General features: G+C 57.1%; 13 protein-coding genes. 2 read left to right on the forward strand and 11 right to left on the reverse strand.

Going from position 1 to position 20,218, the window contains the following annotated elements; translation table 11 throughout:
- The first annotated feature begins 103 nt into the window (after positions 1-103).
- On the forward strand, positions 104-427 hold the full coding sequence (locus ACZ5TV_RS13165; RefSeq protein WP_209487344.1) for a cupin domain-containing protein: 324 nt from the start codon (positions 104-106) through the stop codon (positions 425-427).
- 26 nt (positions 428-453) lie between these two features.
- Here ACZ5TV_RS13165 and ACZ5TV_RS13170 read toward each other — a convergent pair whose 3' ends face one another.
- The 8 genes from ACZ5TV_RS13170 to ACZ5TV_RS13205 all read right to left on the reverse strand — a co-directional run bounded on the left by ACZ5TV_RS13170 (position 454) and on the right by ACZ5TV_RS13205 (position 11,421).
- Positions 454-681, reverse strand: coding sequence for an SHOCT domain-containing protein (locus ACZ5TV_RS13170; protein ID WP_245202894.1), 228 nt, complete (start codon positions 679-681; stop codon positions 454-456).
- Positions 682-850: 169 nt separating this feature from the next.
- The gene (locus ACZ5TV_RS13175) at positions 851-3,898 is read right to left on the reverse strand and encodes an FAD-binding and (Fe-S)-binding domain-containing protein (RefSeq protein ID WP_379780893.1); all 3,048 of its coding nucleotides are present in this window, start codon (positions 3,896-3,898) and stop codon (positions 851-853) included.
- A gap of 60 nt (positions 3,899-3,958) precedes the next feature.
- Positions 3,959-5,677, reverse strand: a complete 1,719-nt coding sequence (locus ACZ5TV_RS13180; RefSeq protein ID WP_379780891.1) for an L-lactate permease — start codon at positions 5,675-5,677, stop codon at positions 3,959-3,961.
- 156 nt (positions 5,678-5,833) lie between these two features.
- Entirely contained in the window at positions 5,834-7,174 is a 1,341-nt protein-coding gene (locus tag ACZ5TV_RS13185; protein WP_464383907.1) for an ISH6 family transposase, read from the reverse strand.
- Positions 7,175-7,359: 185 nt separating this feature from the next.
- Positions 7,360-8,535: a Cdc6/Cdc18 family protein gene (locus ACZ5TV_RS13190; protein WP_464383908.1), complete on the reverse strand. Its 1,176-nt coding sequence runs from the start codon at positions 8,533-8,535 to the stop codon at positions 7,360-7,362.
- A gap of 821 nt (positions 8,536-9,356) precedes the next feature.
- Positions 9,357-10,400 (reverse strand): hypothetical protein, encoded by a 1,044-nt coding sequence (locus ACZ5TV_RS13195; protein WP_379778114.1) that lies wholly within the window; start codon positions 10,398-10,400, stop codon positions 9,357-9,359.
- Positions 10,397-11,080, reverse strand: coding sequence for a hypothetical protein (locus ACZ5TV_RS13200; protein ID WP_379778112.1), 684 nt, complete (start codon positions 11,078-11,080; stop codon positions 10,397-10,399). The genes ACZ5TV_RS13195 and ACZ5TV_RS13200 overlap by 4 nt, the downstream gene beginning before the upstream one ends.
- Positions 11,077-11,421: a DUF7344 domain-containing protein gene (locus tag ACZ5TV_RS13205; protein WP_379778122.1), complete on the reverse strand. Its 345-nt coding sequence runs from the start codon at positions 11,419-11,421 to the stop codon at positions 11,077-11,079. Before ACZ5TV_RS13205 ends, ACZ5TV_RS13200 begins: the two co-directional genes overlap by 4 nt.
- Before the next feature lie 861 nt (positions 11,422-12,282).
- Between ACZ5TV_RS13205 and ACZ5TV_RS13210 the strand changes: the two genes are divergently transcribed.
- Complete coding sequence (locus ACZ5TV_RS13210; protein ID WP_379778110.1) at positions 12,283-13,083, forward strand: SWIM zinc finger family protein; 801 nt, start codon at positions 12,283-12,285, stop codon at positions 13,081-13,083.
- A gap of 12 nt (positions 13,084-13,095) precedes the next feature.
- Here ACZ5TV_RS13210 and ACZ5TV_RS13215 read toward each other — a convergent pair whose 3' ends face one another.
- From ACZ5TV_RS13215 to ACZ5TV_RS13225, 3 genes are all read right to left on the reverse strand, one after another.
- Complete coding sequence (locus ACZ5TV_RS13215; protein ID WP_379778108.1) at positions 13,096-14,268, reverse strand: tubulin/FtsZ family protein; 1,173 nt, start codon at positions 14,266-14,268, stop codon at positions 13,096-13,098.
- 200 nt (positions 14,269-14,468) lie between these two features.
- Entirely contained in the window at positions 14,469-14,828 is a 360-nt protein-coding gene (locus tag ACZ5TV_RS13220; protein ID WP_379778106.1) for a hypothetical protein, read from the reverse strand.
- 1,561 nt (positions 14,829-16,389) lie between these two features.
- A complete protein-coding gene (locus ACZ5TV_RS13225) occupies positions 16,390-19,962 on the reverse strand; it encodes an ATP-binding protein (protein WP_379778104.1) in 3,573 nt (1,190 codons plus the stop codon).
- Positions 19,963-20,218: the final 256 nt, after the last annotated feature.

Genomic DNA, 20,218 nt, shown 5'->3' on the forward strand with positions numbered 1-20,218 from the left:
GAACCACACTGTATAATAATTATGTATGAGGTCTTCACATTCTTGTATTTCATCATTGAACTGGAACCGGTGGAAATAACCTTATCGAAACGATACTATGCGTGTGAATCAAATTAATATTGCCGAATCAGCAGAACAACTGGACGAAGACGATGAGATAGAGATCGAGGCGATGCGAAAAGACTCCTTCAGCTTCCATGTCATGCGGTTTGAACCTGGAGACGAAGATTCGATGCACGCCCACTCCGTCGATGAGATTTATCATGTCGATACAGGAAAGGCGACGCTCGTAACAGAAGAGGAGTCCATCGAAGTTGAACCAGGCGACGTCATTCATCTCGAGCCTGAAACAGACCACCAGTTCATAGACTTTGAGGGTGAGTTCGTGGTCACAGTGACGTACGCACCTGGGGAGGGATCTGAATAAATAAATCCACTTCGGAAAGAATAGATTCAGCGTTTGCGGTCAATCGACTCGCGTTCGTGGTCTGTCGGCCTATAGCGGCTTTGCTGTCCGTGGTCGGGCCCTGCTTCTGCGCGCTCGCGTTCGCGATCGGCGTCGACTAACCGTTCGAGTCGGCGTTCAAACTCCGCATCAGTGAGTTCGCCATCGACGTATTGATGTTTCAGACGGTCGATTGGCGTCTCTGAGACTGTCGAATCGTCTGTCGACCACGGCAATTTCTCACCCGCGGATACCCTGTCGGCGAGGTATCCGCCAAGTGCGCTACTGCCAACGACGTATGCTGCACCGACGAGTGTGAGCGCGAGTACCCCAACGGTTGCAGCCGGAGAGACGGTCGACGCAACTCCTGTTTGGTCGGCGATGCGACGGATGGCCTCGGTGCGATCAGTCGACCAGCGCGGCGGCGACTTTCTCGATTGGGTGTGGCGGTTTGCCGTACTGCTTTTCGTAGTCAGCCAGCTGCGAGCGACACGAGGTGCCGGGCGCGACGACTTCCTGGGCCGGAGATTCTTCGACCGCATCGAACAGCATGCGTCCGATCGCCTGACTCATCGAGTAGTGTTCAGCCTCGTAGCCAAACGAGCCAGCCATTCCACAGCAGGTGGTATCCAGCACGTCGACCTCGTAGCCCGTCCGCCGGAGCACACCAACCGCGTGGTGGTCCCGACTTGCGGCGGTCTGATGGCAATGACCGTGGTACGAGACCGTCTCGCCGCCGTCGGCGTCCATCTGCTCGTCGAGTCGGAAGGTGTCGATGTACTCCATGATGCTGTAGGTGTTGGCCGCGACGGCTTCGACATCGTCGCCGGCCAGCAGGTCGAGATAGTCCTCTTGGTACATCACCGCATCAGAGGGTTCGACGCTGACGATATCCCAGCCGGCTTCGATTTTCGGGACGAGCGCGTCGACGTTGTCCTCGGCGGTCGCCCGCGAGTGGTCGACCATTGCCTTCGAGTGGGCCGGCCTGCCGCTGTCGGTGACCTCCTCGGAGACCTCGACGTAGACGCCGGCGGCCTCCAGCGCGCGGACGGCGGCTTTGCCGACCGCGGGTTGGGTGTAGTTGGTGTACGGATCGGCGATCACCAGGGCCTTGCGGTCGGCCTCCGCCTCGGTGACTGCGGGCGTCCGCGAGTTGTCCCACTTCTGGAGCGTGTTGCGTTTGAACGTCGGCAGCTCGCGCTCGCGGGCGATGCCGAGCGTTTTCTCCATCACGACGCCGCTGCCCGGTAGCTTCGTGGCGACGTTCGAGATGGGTGCGAACGTACTGCCCAAGCTATAGAGCGTCTCGACGTTGGCGAACAGTTTGTCACGCAGCGGAATCCCCTCACGCTGGTGGTACTCGTGTTTAACCTCGGTTTTGAGTTTGGCTAGGTCGACGCCGCTCGGGCAGTCGCGTTTGCAGCCCTTGCAGCCGATACAGAGGTCGAGCACCTCGTGAACGAATTCATCCTCAAAAATGTCGTCGGGGAGATCGCCGCTCATCGACCGCCGGAGCATGTTCGCCCGCCCGCGCGTTGAGGTGATCTCCTCGTTTTCGGTTGCCCGGTAGGTTGGACACATAATCGAGCCGGTGGTATCTTGGTGGCCCTCACAGCCCGCACAGCCGTGACAGAGTTCGGTCATTCCCTGGAAGCCGTTTTCATTGGCCCACTGGAGACTCGGCTCGAAGCCGGCATCGAACTCGTAGTCCGAATCGTACCGGAGGTTCTCGGTTGGATCGAAATCGCCGCTGACGTTGCCCGGGTTAAGGAGTCCTTTCGGATCGAAGGCAGCCTTCAGCTCTTTAAACGCGCCCCAGATTTCATCGCCGTACAGCTTCCTGTTCCAGGTCGTCCGAGCGCGGCCGTCGCCGTGTTCGCCCGAGACCGACCCGCCGTACTCGATGACGAGATCAGTCACTGCATCCGAGATTTCGAGCATCGTCTCGACGCCGTCGTCGGCTTTGAGGTTTAAGAGGGGTCGAATGTGCAGCACGCCAGGTCCTGCGTGGGCGTAGTAGGAAGCGAAGGTGTCGTGCTCGTCGAACAACTCCTGAATGTCGGCGACGTACTCCGGCAGATTCTCGGCGGGCACCGCGGTGTCTTCGACAAAGGGCCAGTGTTTGTCGTCGCCGGTCCGCGAAAGCAGGATGGGAAGGCCAGCCTTCCGCATCTTCCAGAACTTGGCCTGCCGGTCCGGATCATACGCTTCGAGGGCGTCGGTGGCGTTGATCGGCTCGTCGGTCGTGATCGCCTCGGAACTGGCCTCGACCTTGGGGTCGTAGCTCGGCAGTCGGTCGGCCAACAGGTTTGCGACCTTCCCTTTGCCGTCGTCGACGTCTTCCGCGTAGAGCTCGACGAGTAGCGTCGAGTCTGTTCCCTCGGGGAGGATGTCGACGACAGCCTCGAACTCGGCGGTATCGCGGGCCAAATCGAGCAGAATGTCGTCCATCACCTCGACGGCCGCGGGGTCGTGTTCGAGAATCGGCGCGACATCTTTCATTGCCGAGATCACGTCGTCGTAGGTGAGCAAAACGACCGACGTCTCGTTTGGTACGGGCTCCAGCGAAACGGTCGCCTCGGTGACAATACCCAGGCTGCCCTCGCTGCCCGCGAGCAGTCGACCGACGTTGACCTTGCCGCGCTCGTCGACGTCTTCGAGCAGTTTGTCGAAGTTGTACCCCGAGACGTTCCGCATCAGGTCAGGGTATTTGTCCTCGATAGCCTCGCGCTTGTTCTGCAGAACGTCGGAGACAACCCGGTAGACCTGCTGTTTGATCGGGTCGTCGTCGGTGACCTCGGCGGCGCGCTCGTGGAGTTCCTCGATCTCCATCCAGTCGAACGTCGTCAGGGTGCCGTCGGCCAGCACGACCTCCACGGATTCGAGATAGCCGTCGGCCTTCTCGTATTTGAGCGAGTGCGAGCCGGTCGAGTTGTTACCGATACAGCCGCCAAGCACGCTTTTGTCGCCCCATGCGGGATCAGGGGCGTACTTGAGGCCGTGCTCGCTGAGCCGGTTGTTGAGTCGACCAAGGGTGATCCCCGGCTGGGCGGTCGCCGTTTCGGCCTCGGGGTCGACGTCGACGATCTCGTTGAACCGCTTTTTAAAGTCGAGGACGACCGCCTCGTTGACTGTCTGGCCGGCGAGGCTCGTGCCGCCGCCGCGCGGCAGAACGGGGATCTCGTGTTCCCAGCAGTACTCCATGACCGCCTGGACATCGTCGGTCGACTCGGGGACGACGACGCCGATCGGCAGCTGGTGGTACGCGCTGGCGTCGGTCGCAAACAGGTTGCGCGTGTAGCTGTCGAACCGCACGTCGCCGTCGACGAGGGCTTCGAGATCCGCAACGAGCTCCGGGTCCTCGATATCGTCGCTTCGGTAGTCGTAGTTACTGCGCGGATCGCTCGCCGGATCCGGGCGCGGTTCCTCGCCGGGTTGGGTAGTTTTGCTCATGGTATGTATTGACTAGGGGTGTGTTGGTGTACTGGATGAATGAATGTGTGGGTTGGTGGGTTAGAACACGGTCGGGAACACCACGTACACCGCAAGTGTAGTGAGGATGCCACCGCCGATCAGGTAGTACGCAAGCGGTATCAAGTTCAGTCGGATCACCCGCCCAGTCGCACCGACCATCCCGACGGTCGCCAGCGCGGCGATCACGTTGTGGATGGCGATGATGTTACCGATAGCTGCTCCGATCGACTGGGAGGCGACCAGAATCGTCGTCGGCATATCGAGCGCGAGGCCGACCTCGAACTGGAAGGCCGCAAACGTGATGTTGCTCACCGTGATCGAGCCGGCAACGAACGCCCCAACCATTCCGACGGTGGGCGCGATCATCGGGTACGCCGCGCCGAACGTTGAGGCGGTTCCATCCGCCAGCACGACGATCATGCTGCCGTCGACGAGCGCGCCGCCGTGGGCGTCCGTGTTCAGCATGATCTCGACCATTGCGATGACAAAGAACAGCACGATGGCCGGCGAGACGATCTTGCCACCGGCCTCTTTCCATGCGCCGGTGACCTCCGAGCGGTCCATGCCGAACAGCGGGACGGCGACCAGCGCGCTAACGAGGAGCCAGGTGCCGGGGACGTAGGCCCACCGGATCGCGCCCTCTAGTCCGGTGCCGAAGACGTCCCAGCCGATTGCCAGAATCGGGCCTGCCTGGAGGAACGCTGCAAGCGGTTCGATCATCCGGGTGGCGATCAGCAGCACAGCCAGAATGATGTACGGCGACCACGCACGCAGCAGTCCCATCGAGGGCGTCGAGTCGACCCCAGTGTCGGTTCCGGCACCGGCCTCGGATTTGGCCTCTTCGCCGCCGGGTTCAATCGAGCCGACCCAGTGGTCGGGCCACTCGTCGCGTGGCGGGAAGTCCCAGTCGTCTTTCGGTTCGAGGTAACCCGCCTTGAGGAGGCCCACAACAACGCCGCCGCCGATCATCGCCGCGAACAGCGACGGAAGCTCTGGGCCGATGAGATACGCCGTGGCCACGTACGGAATCGCGAAGGCGAATCCGGAGACCACTGCCAGCGGCACCACACTCATCACGGGTTTGATCGTCCGTTCTTCGCCGAAGAAGTAGACGACCATCCCGACCGCCACAAGCGGCATCAGTATGCCCAGTATACCGTTGAACATCGCAGCGTACACGCCAGCCTCAGCCGAGTACTGTGCGACGGTCAGTCCGGTGCCGTCAGCGATCTGCTGTTCGACGGCTCCCAGCGGCGTTTCATAGCCGACAATAATCGGTGTGCCAACCGCGCCGAATACGGTCGCGATTGCGTGGCCGATCAGCGCGGCGATCACCGCCGCCAGCGCGGGGAAGCCAAGCGCGAGCAACAGCGGCGCGACAACCGCTGCGGGCGTTCCGAAGCCGGCGACACCCTCCATAAACGTCGCCAGGAAAAACCCGAGGAGGATAATCTGGACCCGCCGGTCGTCGCTGATCGTCGCAAAGCCGGTGTTGATCCGGTCGACCGCGCCCGAGCGCATCAGGGTATACAAGAGCACGAGCGCGCCGAAGACGATCCAGAGGATCTCGATGGCGGCCATCACGCCTGTCAAACTGGCTGCGGCGACGTACTCCAGTGGCATCCCCCAGACGACAAACGCGATGACGGCCGCTGCAAGCCACGCAATCGGCATCACGCGCGTGGCCTCCCACAGCAGGCCGACCAGCAACACCGCGACGATCAAAAGCGGTGTGAGCGCGAGGAGTGTCTCAAACATTGGTCTCACCACGCAGCCACAATGCCGAACGGTCGGCGAGACTGACAGCATCTATCTGATGGTTGATACACGTCCCGTCGTGGCCTGTTGCCTGTGGCTTTTGTCGCATATTGAATCAGTTACCGCATCACCTGATTGGTCGTGTTGCAAAGCGGTCTAGAGTTTGCCTCTGGTGCTCTCAACTGAGAGTTCACAGCTCATTGCTGTTTTGGTCGATCGTTGGAGCAGTTCGTCAAGGAACGATTGGTAGTACTCTGGATCAGCGTACTTCACCAGCCGAAGCTGGAGTATCGCCTCCAATCCATCCTTTGTCCAGCGCATCCACTGGTTCTTACAGCGCTTGCTGACCTCACCCATCAGCCGTTCGACGGGGTTCGAGGTCCACGGCACCTCGAACCCCTCGACGGCCTGCTCGGCAAACGTCACGATCGACGGCAACCACCGCCGAAGATACCCCGCAGCCTTCCCTGATCCGTACTGATCCAGCTGCCACGCTGTCTTCTTGATGCGCTCGGTCGTTCGCGCGATCCGCTCGCGGATCGCCGCGAACTCTTCTTCTGGACGATGCTTGGCAACAGAGTTCTTCAGATGGAATACCTCGTCGATCACTTCCGAGACGATTTCGTTGCGCCGGTCCAGAGAGAACACACCGTCATCCCAGAGGTTGTAATCCAGCGTTCGGCCCACGTGAACGAGGTCAAGCTGATGATCGCGGTGTTCGTCAGTGAATGCCGTGACAATGCCGCTATCGCCGTCACTGACGACCGTCGCGTCGTCAGTGACTGCGTCGATGTCATCAAGTTCGGCAGCTGTCTCATCCCAGTCAGCGTTGACAGAGAGATCCAGCAGGGAGTGTGACTCCTCGGCAGTGTCTTCGCCCAGCGTGGCTTGGACGGAGTGGTACGAGCGGTCCTCGTCTTGACTGTGACACTTCGTGCCGTCTGGAATAATGGCGTCAGCGTCTGTGTTAGCGACACAGTCTGGAAGGAACTGCTTGAGCTCGTTGCCGTATTCTCTGGCGCGGCGATTAATCGTGGTCGGCGACGGCATCCTCTCGAAGATGCCGTCGCCGTGGTCAGCAGCGTCACGGTAACTGAGAGAGGTAGCGAGATCGACGCTCTTGGCGGCGATATCTTGTTGATAGCGGTTCTGCCCGTCGAAGTCGAGAACGTCTTCGACGGGCCGGAAGTAGCTAGATTCGCCCTGGTCAGCGGCGGTATCTTTGACGTAATGAAGGGGAAATTCGTGCTCACCAGCGGTTGTGACGGCTGTGCGGGTATCGGTTCCAGTTCGTTGGAACCTCTGTTGACCGTTGCCGGTGGCATGTTTTTCGCCACAGAGCGCCTCGACGCGGGCCGCGTCGAGGCTCTCGACCAGCCCCTCGAGGAGGACTGATTCGACGTTCTGATCAGTGATGAACTCAGCCAACGTGGCCAGCGGTATCGTTTTGTCGTCGTCGATGCTAACGGTCAACCGCACGTCGATTGTAGCGTGCATGGGTTGCCTCGTAGGTTGGACACCAGAGGCAACCCGTTCCTCACGGGAGCCAGTTGCTACTGAACTCTAGAGGACTTTGTGACACGACCAAATGATTGAAAGATGATGGATATGCCCCCGTTCCTTCGAGAGGTACCGAACGAGGCAACCAGCAACGAACAGGCCACCCGCGAGAAAGTTGAGTCCTACGACAGGGTACTCTGTCGACTGAATGTATCCACGTCTTGCACGATCCCGTCAAAGTCCTCGACGTGCTCGAATCCTTCCAATAGCGAATCGAGGTTCACGCGTAGTTCTGAGAGGTAGTAATCCCCGCCCTGCACGCCGCCCTTCCGCTTGTGGGTCATCGCCAGATTGTATGTATCGAGGTTCGTGAGCTTGTCACGAATACTCCGCGACGTGAGTTGGTTCGTCCCGATCGCGTCAGCGACGCGTTTGTACTCCGAATAGACCTCTTTCGTCCGTGCCGGCGTGTCTCCACGGGATTCGAGTATCGCCAGCGCCATCAAGAGCGCCTGATCGTTGATCGTCAAGTCCTTGAGCTTGTTGACGATATTCACTTCCTCCAGTTCGTCTCGGGCGTTGTCGAGGTGCGCCTCAGTAACGATATCGCTTCCCTCAACGCAAGCAATATCCCCGGCTTCATGCAGGAGTCGAATAGCCTGTCTCGCAGAGCCAGTATCTTTTGCTGTCCACGCGGCAGCCAGCCCGACAACGCCGTCATCGACTGCACCGGGTTTGAACGCGGTTTCGACACGGTCGTACAGAATAGACCGAAGCTCGTCGGCGTCGTATGGATCGAAGTGAACCTCGTTCTCATAGAGGCTGTCCTTCGTTTTTGCGGATAGATCCTGTTTGAACTGGAGGTCATTCGAGATACCGATAATCGATAGGTGCGCGTTCGTGATCTTCCCGTTCGACCGCGCCCGTGGGAGCTGGTACAACAGGTCGTCGTCAGACCCGAGGTTGTCGATTTCGTCGAGGAAGAATACGATGTACCCACCGATTTCATCAAGTCGGCGGAACATCCGCTCGTTGAGATCGGTGAGCGAAAGCCCCTTCGGTCGCTCTGTCGTTTCGGGCTCGATCTCGGTGAGAATTTTCCCGACGGACTGGTAGGCGGTGTTCACGTCTTTCAGCGACACCTCAAACGTCCGGAGGTCGATATCTTTCTCTTGGCAGTAGTTGTGAAGTTCCTTCAACACAACACGGGCGGTGACGGTCTTCCCCTGCCCGGTCTTCCCGGAGATGAGGACGTTCTTCGGTTCGATCCCAGAGCGGATAGTTGTCCGAAAGCTCTTTGCGATCTCTTCCAATTCGGGCTCGCGCTCCGGGAGGCGATCAGGAACCCACTCTTCCATCAACGCGCGCTCGTTCTCGAAGACGTTAGTGTCGGTTTCAAACAGCGACATGGGGCTCTATGTTACGAGTATCATACACACATTCATTTATAAAACCCCTCCTTCCGCATTTTCTCGAACTTCCTCATAAGTCGGGTTTTATATACCACACCCACACCTCGTTTCCGCATAATACTCGCTACTGGGTGTGGGGATACCAGAGCGTCTGTCTCGAAGCCGAATCACACCCTCCCCGATAATCTCACCTCGCTCTTTCCGTATAATTATATATCTTTTGTTTAATGTATTGTTGTTGTTGTGTTGTAGACTGGAGACACCAAAAAACAGCACTATTAGACGATCCGGTACTGGCGTATAGACTCCGTTTAAGTATAATACTCGTGGAGGACCGCTGTTGAGGTCCTCCAAATCACTGGGTGAATAATGCGGAAACGAGGGGTGTGTCCCCGGCTGTGTGTCGTCGTGGCATGTGGAGCCTTCGATTATGCGGAAACAGGGGGTCTGTTGGATATCGACGAGAGGTGTGCTGGTTGTCACGCTCTGTCTTTTTAGCCTCTCTGTCCGAACGATCGAGTATGCACGCACAACCCATTCGTCTTTAGCTAAGACTGGTGGTTATATTTTGATTCAATCTCATTTCTCATAGTATTAGACGGTAGAAAATATCGACTGAGTCGCTCTTGCTACTGAGAACAGACGATTCACACGATTTGAAAACCGTATTTTGCTTCGCAGCGGGCATGTTACGACGGGATCCACCGTCGAAACACGGTTATTTGGTATTCCTGTGAGTATTAACTAAAGACGAATGAGTCAGGGATTTAGTGCCCAGCTGCGGGATGCGTATCGTCGTCTCGGTTGGTATCGATCGGGCCGTAGTCGTAATCCATCCCCACGGGAGTAAAGCCAGGGACGTAGCTGAAGCGTTTGCCAGGCTCTCCGTAGAACATCAAGGGGAGACTCCCCCGATCGTCACGTACCCCATACTCTGGAGGCCATTCGTTGAGTTCAGCCGACAGGCTGTACACTTGGGGTGCAGGAAGCGCACCTCGTTCAAGATCCCGCAGATCGAGGACCCGAACTTCGAAGTGACGGGCGAGTTTCTCAGCCTTCGGTGTGAGCTCGGTTGTATGACAGAGGACCGGCATTGCCCGACAGGCAAACGCTATCGTACACAGCCGGAAGATCGTCGATGGCGTGATCGTGTCGCTTGTCCAGTCTTTACACTGAGCGACAATCCAATCAGTCGGCTGCTGTTGTTTTGGCTTCCGGTTGGCGACGACGTCGACCTCGAGACCGAACAGGTGCTGGCGCGTCGCTGCTCGATACCCCCACCGCATCAACGCGCGCTGGAGTTGATACTCAAGCCATCGCCCATCGCCAACCCCACGCCCAGCCACGTCTGCATAGACAGATCGGTGACTGGAGAGTTTCTCAAGCAGCGTGGAGTTGTCCGTCGACCCCTCAGAAAGTGCGTCCTGAAGAATGACGATGTGGTCTCGAATCGTTTCGAGTGTTTGCTCGATCGAATACTCTTGTGAGGAGTGGTCGTACCCCTGAATGGAGAGATCCTCAAGCAGCCGATCGAGACGTAGTTCGATATGATACAGTGCCTGAGCAGGGCCATCCCACGTCACCACCTCATGATCGCCTTGGGACGGGCGATGCTCTGTATCCGCAAGCTGTCGACGGATCGCTTTGAGCGCGTAAAGCGCGAGGAACAACCGCCGCCGTGTGGTGACAGCTTGGACGGTCGTAAGTGTCTCCTCGTCTGAGAGAGCGTCCCGGAGCGTCTCGATCGCGTCGATAAGCTGGGTGAGTCCACGATCGAATCCCGGTGGAAGCGAGAATGTTTCGTCCGTCATTGAGAGAGCGGGCTGGGAGTGAAGTCGTGGCGAGTCAGTGCGGTTTCTGAGAGCGGTAGGAGCGTTGGCTGTCCGTGAGTGCGAAGGTGGTGGTAGAACTCGTCTGTCGTCGCAGGATACCACTGTGGGCTATCGCGCTCGCGGTAGCGTAGCTCGCCGTCGACGGAAACGACCACGCCCTGCTCGGTGGTGGCCGTCTTCGCGAACACGAGCGCAGGCGGATCCGGACGAGCCCAACTGTCGCGGGTCCACTCGAGCATCGTTTCGATCGGTGTGGGATCGACTGGCTCTGGGTACCGCGCCGCTGCTGGAGCACGTATCTCGACGTTGTCGAGGCGGTCACTCCCACAGGGACGCCACTCAGCGCCAGTCCACTCCCATTCGCGACGGGTCCACGTCTCGCCAGTGCTGTCGGGCTCGAACCGGAGGCGGCGAGGCGGAGCACTCGGTGGGTCCCACTGGAGCAGACACGCCCCGTCATCAGCGAGTGTAGCGTCCTCAGTTCGGCGACGATACGCGAACAGTGCGGCGTCGATTTGTGCCCGTGCCCGCCGTAGTGTGGAGAGTGGGTCATCTCCCGGCATGGAAGGCGCCTCAGAGTCGTTGACTGTCTCGAACAGCCGGTGAAAACTCGTGTCGATGTCTCTGAGCGTCTCCATTTCTGGGTGATACTCGGTCATCGGGATTCCTCCGAATCTGGCTTGTAACACGCAGTCTGGAGTCGGCGGATGTATTCTGCAAGCGGCTCGGTAGCGTCCGTCGGCGTCACCGTTTTTGAACGGTCATCATACGCGATGGCACCGCTCTGATCGAGTTTCTCGAGATGCGCTTGAGTCAGCGAGATGTAGACTGAGGTGCGTTCGTTGCTCCCGATTCTACTGGGGTCGATCGCATTCTCGATGGCAGCGATTTCGACGGCCAGATCACCTGCGGTAGTTGCTCCATGCGACTGTGAGAGTGAGAGCAAGACGCGCCGGCGACGACTGTTTGCGATCGCGTTGAACGCACGGTCTGGATCCATCGGGATGGCAGAAGCGGTCGGATCGTCGGTGGCTTCGGTCACTTAGACCGACCCCACGATGATTGTTCGACCGGCGTTTCGCTGGCGACGGTTCGGCGGGATTTGAGAACTGGACTGTTCGACGCGGTGTGTCAGTGGGTCAGTATCGAATGAGGTACTCTGGAAACCAGAGTTATCACTCCTGACCCTGTTTGGGTTGGTTGCTGTCATTGGGTGGCAGCACGACTCCTCCGGCGTCCAAGCGCCGGAGGGTTCCGTCAGGAATCGTGCATGTCGTGCGTGAGTTGTGGAGAACTGCTTGTAACTTTTATAAGAGTATCACAAACTGGGGGGTCGGTTATTTGGCCATTTGAGGGCCTCTACAGTCAGAATCACCTTGTGTTCTTAATCACCTCTTAAACTACGCTCCATCCACCACCGGTGGGTAAAAACAATCCGTCACTACAGCGGACCTTCTCATTCTACTCATAGACGGAGTAGGCCAAGTGAGTCAGGCCTGAATCTCGAGCCGACACACAAGCGTAGCGACTCGAATTTGACATGGTCGAGGTGGGGTGTTGACAGCTCCTCGACCACAAGGCCCCTGACAGCGCCGTGAGAAACAGTTGACTGCCCAAATGTAGTAACAGACTCAGTCATCTTCCAAATGGCACAGCGGGTCCAGCAGGCGGGCTCACCAACGGTGGTCGAACACCGGCAAGTGGTGGAGGTCTCCAATAAGTTTCCACGATATCCTCACTCAAGTATTCGTTCGTGCTCGTAACTGTGGAAGACCTCAAGAGAGACGCTTTTGAGGGGTGGCGGCCACAAGTGTGACGAGAGTACCGAGGTCCCAGTAGAGTGATTTCGGAAGGGCTCCGCATGAATGTTGATACAGAAACCATCCAGGACCGATGTACCGATCCCGTGTTTGAGCGGGGGCAAACCTATCGCAGGGAGGGACGGATCCAGCAGCTCGACCGGTTCGACGATCTCGTGTCGGCCGTTGTCAGCGGATCGAACCCATACGACGTGACTATCAAATTCGGTGGCCGAACTCTCGAGACTCAGTGTGCCTGTCCATACGACGGCCATGGCGACTGCAAACACGTCGTCGCGGTGCTCCTCGCTATCGCAGGCGACCCGCCAAAAGATGAGAGTGAGCGTATCGAGGCTCTCCTTGCGGACGTCCCTGTCGAAGAGCTGCGTGCGTTCGTCCACGGGATTCTTGCCACTCACAGTACGGTCCGAGAACAGTTTCTCGCGCAGTTCGGTGACGAACACAAATCGGTCAATGAGTACCGCGAGGAAATTAGCCACTTGTTCGAGCAACACGCCGACCCGGTCGTGTTCGAAGCGATCGACTTCTCCCGATTCTTCGATATTGCCGAACAGTACCGTGAGCGCGATCGATACCTCGCCGCTGCGACCGTCTATCGGGCAGTGTTCGAGGAAGTCGATGAGAATTTTAATTGGATCGACGGGTCCTACGACCACTACGCACAGACTCTCCAGACAGCTCTCGATGGATACATCGACTGTGTCTTGGCGACCGATCCCAGTCCCGAGGACTTCGAGACGTACGCGGGTGTTTTGGAAACCCGGGCATCGACAGAGTCAGAGATTAACAACACGCAGTTCTGGCGAGCACTCGACGACCTCGAAGATCGATACGACAAATAGACCACCACGATCTCAAAACAGCGACTCCAACTCCTCGTCGCTATCCATCAGCTCCGAGAAACGGTCCTCGCTCTCGTCAGTGATCTCCCCGAGATTCTGTTGTGCTTCGATTGCGACTTGCTGGAGCTCTTTCACTCTCGGGACGTTCGTCACGCCGCCGAGCAGCACGAGCGCTGCGACCGTCCCTTCCCCACGTCGTGGATAGTCACCACCACGGACCTCCATCGATCCGGTCTGTTCTTCGAGCCACTTGCGACCGTGCTCGATTCCCTTCCGATTGAGATACTCTGGTGGGCCGGCAACCACAAGCAGCGCTCGCTCTGTCCCGCTCACCTCACAGGGCAGCGTGAGTCGACCGAGTGTTGCTTTCCGGACGAGACTCGTGATTCGGTTGGTCGCTTCTGTACTGTCGATCCCGTTATCTGTATTGCCACGGAGTCGCGAGAGCAATCCCTTCCGCTCTGGCTCGTCTACCTCGACGTCGGCGTAGCCTAGCGAAGAGATCCCGCCCCCTTTGAGCGTATTGATGATCTCCGAAGAGTCAACCACGCTTTCAGCGACATCGCTTCCCTCGGTTATCTCGCCCGCACTGAAGAGCACGCCGAACCGCTGGACGAGCTCCTCGTTGATCGCGTCGAACCCTTCGCCAACGGATTCACCCGAGCTGCGCCAAGCGTCGTTGTCAAACAACATGAGGTTGTCCACCTCGTCGACGAACGTCTTGAGCGATCGAGCGGCGTTCAGCGTGTAGATCCCACCCTCGTCACTGCCGGGCAGAATGCCGAGCCCGTACACAGGTTCGGTGTAGATCCGCTTGAGGTTCTTGGCAATCACGGGTGCCCCGCCTGAGCCCGTCCCGCCACCAAGCCCCGCAACGATAAGGAACGCATCGATCTCGTGGACTGGCACTGAGTCGAGTGCTCCTTGGATCTCGTCGATATCCTCCTCGGCCACTTCTGCACCCAGTTCGTTGTCTGCGCCCACGCCGTGTCCCTTCACTCGCGACTGCCCGATCAGAATCCGGCGGTCTGTCGGGAGGTGGTCGATTCCCTGGAGATCTGCTTTCGCCGTGTTGACGGCGATCGCTCCACGAACGATATCTGCGCCTGTCCGTGCGTCGTAGACCAGGAACTCGTCGACCACCTTCCCACCCGCCTGTCCGACCCCGATCAATGCGAGTTTCATGTGAACATCCCACGTGTGACTACGCGGGTTGGACCCATAAAGCTTGGAAGAACACTGGAAAACCGGTGTGGGGGGTCCATGAATAATGTAATCGACCCAGAGCACTCGCAAAATGGTGTGGTCAATGAGAGACAAGACAAAATGGAGTGAACAGCCCTACCGGAACCTGTGTGTCGCGACCCGTCGGCCGTCAGTTCTACTTACTGATTGTAGGGGTGATCTTCTGGGTCGTGGTACCAGCCATCTCCGCCGAAGTACGGATGTGGTGTGACGAGGTCGACCCCAGTCGTTCCTTCGGGCAGGGGCATGTTCCCGATCTTCTCGCTCTGCGCTTCGATCTCCTCGCCGAACTCGCCATCCGTGTTGACATCTATCTCTCGAAGCACCCGCTCGACCTTGATGTTGATCTGCTCCATCTTGATCCGCTGGTGGCGGTTGTTCACTCCTTCTCGAAGGAGGAGTTCATGTGCTCGTGTTTTGGGGATGTCGTGGTAGTCTGCAATCTCATCGATGAGGTCCGCTAATTCGTCGGCTACGTAGCCGGAGATTTTCGTCGGCATCGCGATGTCTCTCGCGTAGTGGGTAATCAATGTGTCTGGTGAGTAACAAGGATTGATAATCAGTAGACATCATCTATAGCACTAGGGACTAGTCACGACTCTCCCAGCAGCGAGTGTCCTCACGTGATACCCAGCCGGACTGTGGAGACGGTCATCGCTGCCCGCCTGGTTGTATCTGCCCCGCCCGTGGCTCGTTGTCTCTGCCTGTCCCCATACTGAAAGTGAGTGGCTGTGTTGACGCGACTGTCTCTGCCGGGCGTCGATCGTCGTTCCTCCGTGGGTGTGCCCACCGGGACGTCTACTCGCTTGGTTGCGATAGCCACTCTGTCCGGACGGGCCACCCTCCCGATCGTCGTCTATCTCGACTTCTGACCGACTCGTCTCTCCCTTGCTAATCCAGTATCTGATTTCTGATATGCGTTCTGCGATATCTCGCTCGATTTTTCTGATCTCTCTTCTTCTCCTGGCTCCGCCCCGTCTCCTCGCCACGCGGTCGACCTTCTGGTCATTTTGCTCTCTAAGCCCCTAACATTGTGAATTCGCGGAACCTAACCGGAGAGGTTGAGAGATATATTAGAACATCTCTAAAGCTCTCTCAGGCCCTCAGAACCCAACCAGCGGGATTATCGGATAGGGTTAGTTAATGAAGAAACACCTCTATAAGCTTCCCCTCTTGTCATTATTGCGTTTGTCAACAAACAAACAATATTCATTACAAAGTACCCCAACCCGCTTCCCGTCATGTCATTATTAGCTGTGTTTTTGGATTCGAGGGTGCTCATTACAAAAGCGTCAAATCTGCCCGCCGTCTGGTCATTATAGGATTAATGAAAATATGCTCCTAACCCGCTCCCGTCTAGTCATTAACCCTTGTTTTCGAAAGTGTCAATGTGTTTGTGAGTGGGATTCTCTGTTTCATTACGATATGCCTGTATTCGGCCTCCGTCGTGTCATTACTGATTTCATGAACACCCCCTGAGTTCACGGTGCTGTCTTGTCATTACATCTTTGATGAGATTGGGTCGGGCTCCTGGATCATCAAGAAATTGGTTAATGATAATCTTCCTAATATCGCCCTCCGTCGTGTCATTAAGGGTTTAATGAGGAGGGGGTACTTTCGCGGTCCCGTCTTGTCATTAATTAGATTCTCTATCCAGCTATTGTTTTATTTATTATATATGGGGCGGTTTCGTTTGTGTATCTGGGTCTGAGAATTGACGCTCGGTGGTCCTGTCGCGTGGGCGGTATCCGCACACGATACAATCTGGGTCGCCTTTCTTCGTTAGTTTGTATTGGTCTCTGCCAGATGAGAGTTCGTTGTATTAGTGATGGATGAAGCTTCTCAGGGTGTGGGTGAAAACAATTCTATGGCCTCAGATTGTTGTTCTAGATGGTCACAGATTGTGGTCTACACGGCCCTAGTTGGCCGTGAGATATTGCTGAGACAACCGCGAGATATTGCTGAGACAACCGCGAGATATTGCTGAGACAACCGCGAGATATTGCTGAGACAACCGCGAGATATTGCTGAGACAACCGCGAGATATTGCTGAGGTGGTTGTTAGTCGTCTCCCAGGTCCTTTCTGAGTTTGTTGATGCTGAAGATTTTCTGCGCGCCTTCTGCGTCAAGTTCGTCGCTGATCTTTTCGAAGTTGTCTGATTCTCGTGCCTCAATATACCCGAGCTGACCAGTGAGCGACGACAGCAGCTTTCGCATCCCGTCGACATCTTTGACGACCCAGATGGCGTCGGCATCTGCGTCTCGGAGTTTGAAGAAGTCGTCTACGACGTGTCGTCGCTTCTCCGGAGACAGCTCAACTTCGATGACTTTGTCTCGATCGTCGGGGGATTCCTCTGTCGCCTCGACGTAGAGATCGAATTTGAGTTCGCTGCCCTCGGGGGTGTAGTACATGTATGTTTCGTAGCCGAGCCCGTCGTAGTATGCGTCGATGAGCCTGACGCCGACCCGGTGTTCCGGGCTTTCCCGACCGTACTCACCACCGTCTCGTGGCGCGAGATTCTTGTCGACGACGACGTTTGCTTCGTCTGTCGGCCAGTAGTACGCCTGTCTGTTACCGAGTTCGAACTTCTCGAGGAAGCCCCACTCGATGAGATCGGGTGCCGTCTCGCTGTACGGAAGGACGTTCATTGTGTCCTTGATGTGGTAGCCAGTCACCCCGTCTGTGAGTGCGTCGAAGACCATCCGGAGGAAGGATTCATGATCGCCTGTGAACTCCTCAGAGTCTTCAGGATTGTCTCCATCACTGTCCGAGTCTTCGTCTTCGTCCGCACCAGGACCGGTCTTCACGCCGCTGTCCATGTCGATCGCTTCGTGCTGGCGGTTGACGCAGTGTCGGTCTCGGCTTCGTTCACGGACTTGTTCACCCCGCGAGCTGACGTTGAACGACCCTGCGTTATGCCCTGGCGGGATGGGAAGCGGACGGAGTGTGAGTATCTCTGGCTTCTGTTTGTGGAAGCCTGTCGACGGGAGTTGGACGAGCCATTCTCCGCGTCGGAGCCCCGCGATACGGTCTTTGATCTCGTCGTTTTCGAGATCTTCATGGAACAGCGACTCGGCTAAGAGGTCGTCCGTCGCGACGTTGCCGATGATCTTCGTGTTGATGTTGTTGAGGATTTCTTTGTACGCCCGCCGGTTGTCCTGTGGATTATCTCCGAGTACCTGCTCGGGATACTGCATGATGAGCCCGAGCGAGAGGTTGAACTCACGCCCCTTCGGGAGGAGTTCTCGGTAGACGATTTCGTTGCGAGCGATGTTCGCAGACTCCTCGATGATGACGTTCGTGATGTATTCATCATCGTCTGGCGTCCAGATTGACTGCGCCGAAGTCCACAGATGAGACAAGAACAGGACGGTGAAGACTTCGCTGCTGGCCCCGCGCAGACTTCCCGTGTCGATGAGGACGACCTTGTTCGAGTTGAGGATGCTCTTCATGTCGAGCATCGGAATCTGCTCTTTGTTGTACCAGTTTGTGTTGTCGTTCCAGTACTCGTCATCGACCGTGTACGACAGCATATCCCAGATGAAGTCGCGCTCTTTCAGCTTTCGGATCCGGTTGAGGACCGCGTCAGTCGTGTTCATGAACTGGCGCGCGTCCTTCTCAAGGTGCGACTCGAGGATGGACTTCACCTGCGTGTCGACCGTTTGCGGGATGGCTTTGAGGACGGTTTCGTAGTCCTCGTCGAGATCTTCGACTTGCTTGCCGTACTTCTGGAAGACCTGTGCGGCCTCCATGAGCTCACCGATCGAGAAGTAATCTTTCCCGTGTTCGCGGTCGAACAGCGCCTTGATTAGGTTGGTGAGGATTTCGTTCGCGACGAACGCTTGTTCGACTGTCTTCTTCCCGAGGACGAATCTGAGTAACTGAAAATAATGGTCGATGATGTCCTGTTTGGCTGTCTCTCGGGTCCGTCCCGCACCCTCTGTGAGCGGCCGTAGGTCGAAGAATGGCATCCCTGGAACCTTGCCCTCCGCTTCTGGAATCTGGATGTATTCGACGTCTGCGAGGTTGCCGAACAATGTCCGGTGACACCGCAGATAGTTCTCACACATCTCGCCGTCCTTGGGATCGATGAGGATTGTCGGCCCCTCGAGATTGTGGTGTGTGGTGAGCATGTCGTTGATTGTCGCGACCGTTTTCCCGCTCCCAGTCGTTGCTGCGCGGATGTAGTGCTGGGTGAGATGATCTGCTGACAGTGAGAGCGCATCCCGCTTCGCGAGGTGGTCCCACCACTCATTTTTGCTCTGGATGGTACTGATCTTGTCCGGCTCGTCGGAGTTATCTCGGAGTGCGGTGACGGCATGACCGATCGTCATGCCGGTCGAGAACTCCTTGAATACTTCCTCGTTTGGCGAGGTGAGCGGGGACTGCGCTGTCGGTCTCCCCCCGGTCCCACCTCGACTCGCTTTCGGCAGCGTGTCGATTGACGGGACCGTGATGAAGTTTGAGAGCTCGTCAATGTTACAGACGAGGATCGGTTTTTGTCGCGACCAGGACTCCAGCCCGTTCGGGTAGGTGATCCCGTGGCTGAGCATCCGCTTGTACTCAGGTTCGTTCGTACCGAGGTAGTTCCCTTCGATTGAGTAGAACTTCCCACTGAGATGGTTGAGTGAATCCTGAAGATTTCGGGCACACTCGGTGTCTGATGTGGCCGCTCGGAGCGTGACGTTGTATGTGTGAGATGGATCTTTCAGGTCGATCTGACCCATCCGTCCCGTGCCTGAGCGGTAGCCCGCAGTCTGTGAGTCGTGGATTGAGCCGCCAATCTCGTTCGGTGTATCACTCCGGTGGCGCTCCTGTCGCTCTTCATCAGAGACGCCGAGGACGCCGTCGAGAACTGTCCGAAGGACAAGTCCGCCGGTCGTGTGGACGCCCTGTTTGAGGTTTCCTTTCTGGCGTTCGGCCTTCGGAGACCAGTCTGCGCGTGGCTCGAAAACCGCTTGAAAGAGGACCGCGCCGTCTGATTGGATGATGGTTTCGAGGAGATTGGAGAGTGGCGAGCGTTCGATCGCTTCGTTGTCGAATGACGAGAGCGTCGTCATCCAGTCTCGTCGTTTCTCCTCGACGCCCTCCCACCGCACCATCTCGGGGACCTCATCGAAGACGTTCGTGATGTCGAAGCTTTCCCGTCCGAACTCGAAGTTCTCTGGATACTGCGATCGTGTGGTGCTTTCGAGTCGGTCGCAGGTGACTTCACCGCGGTCGCCGGGTCCGATGAAGAACTTGAATTGAGCTTCATCCTCCGGTTTGTAGATGATGAACTCGAAGTTTGAGACGGGTTCAATGCCGGCGATATGGAGTTCCATATCGAGTGGGAGCTTGCGCCCGTTTCCGTATCGGTGGAGTCCGTAGAGTTCTCGCTTGACCGTCTCTGAGTTCACCTCCTCACGCACGGGGGTGATCTGAATATATTCTTGTTCGGATTCGATCTGTTCGATGAAGTCTTCCGCTTCGTCAGCATCGATCTCCCCGCTGAGTGAAGCACTAGCGGAGGTCTCGTCAGCATCAGATTTTGGTGTGGAGTCCGCTTCTTCCGCATCAGGTGGTGCATCCGGATTTGTTGGTTCACCGGATTCCGGAGGTACCTCATCATGTTTGTTTTCTTTTTTACACACAGTGATTTTCGACACAACCCTCCTAAATAGCTCTTTTTTGGGGGTCTACAAACTGTTCAATCTATATACTATTCCAGGATTATCCAGATGGAACTACGGTAGCACGTATACTCATTTGAACACGGCCCAGTCAGGTTTGCCGACACGAAGGAAGTGACTGATAGCGACGACGAGACCAATGACGACTCACACCGCAACTGCGTCGTAGCGACTGGGGGTTAGTGCCGAGCGGACCGAGGTCACAACTGGTGAGCTC

Source organism: Halorubrum tibetense (assembly GCF_055396225.1).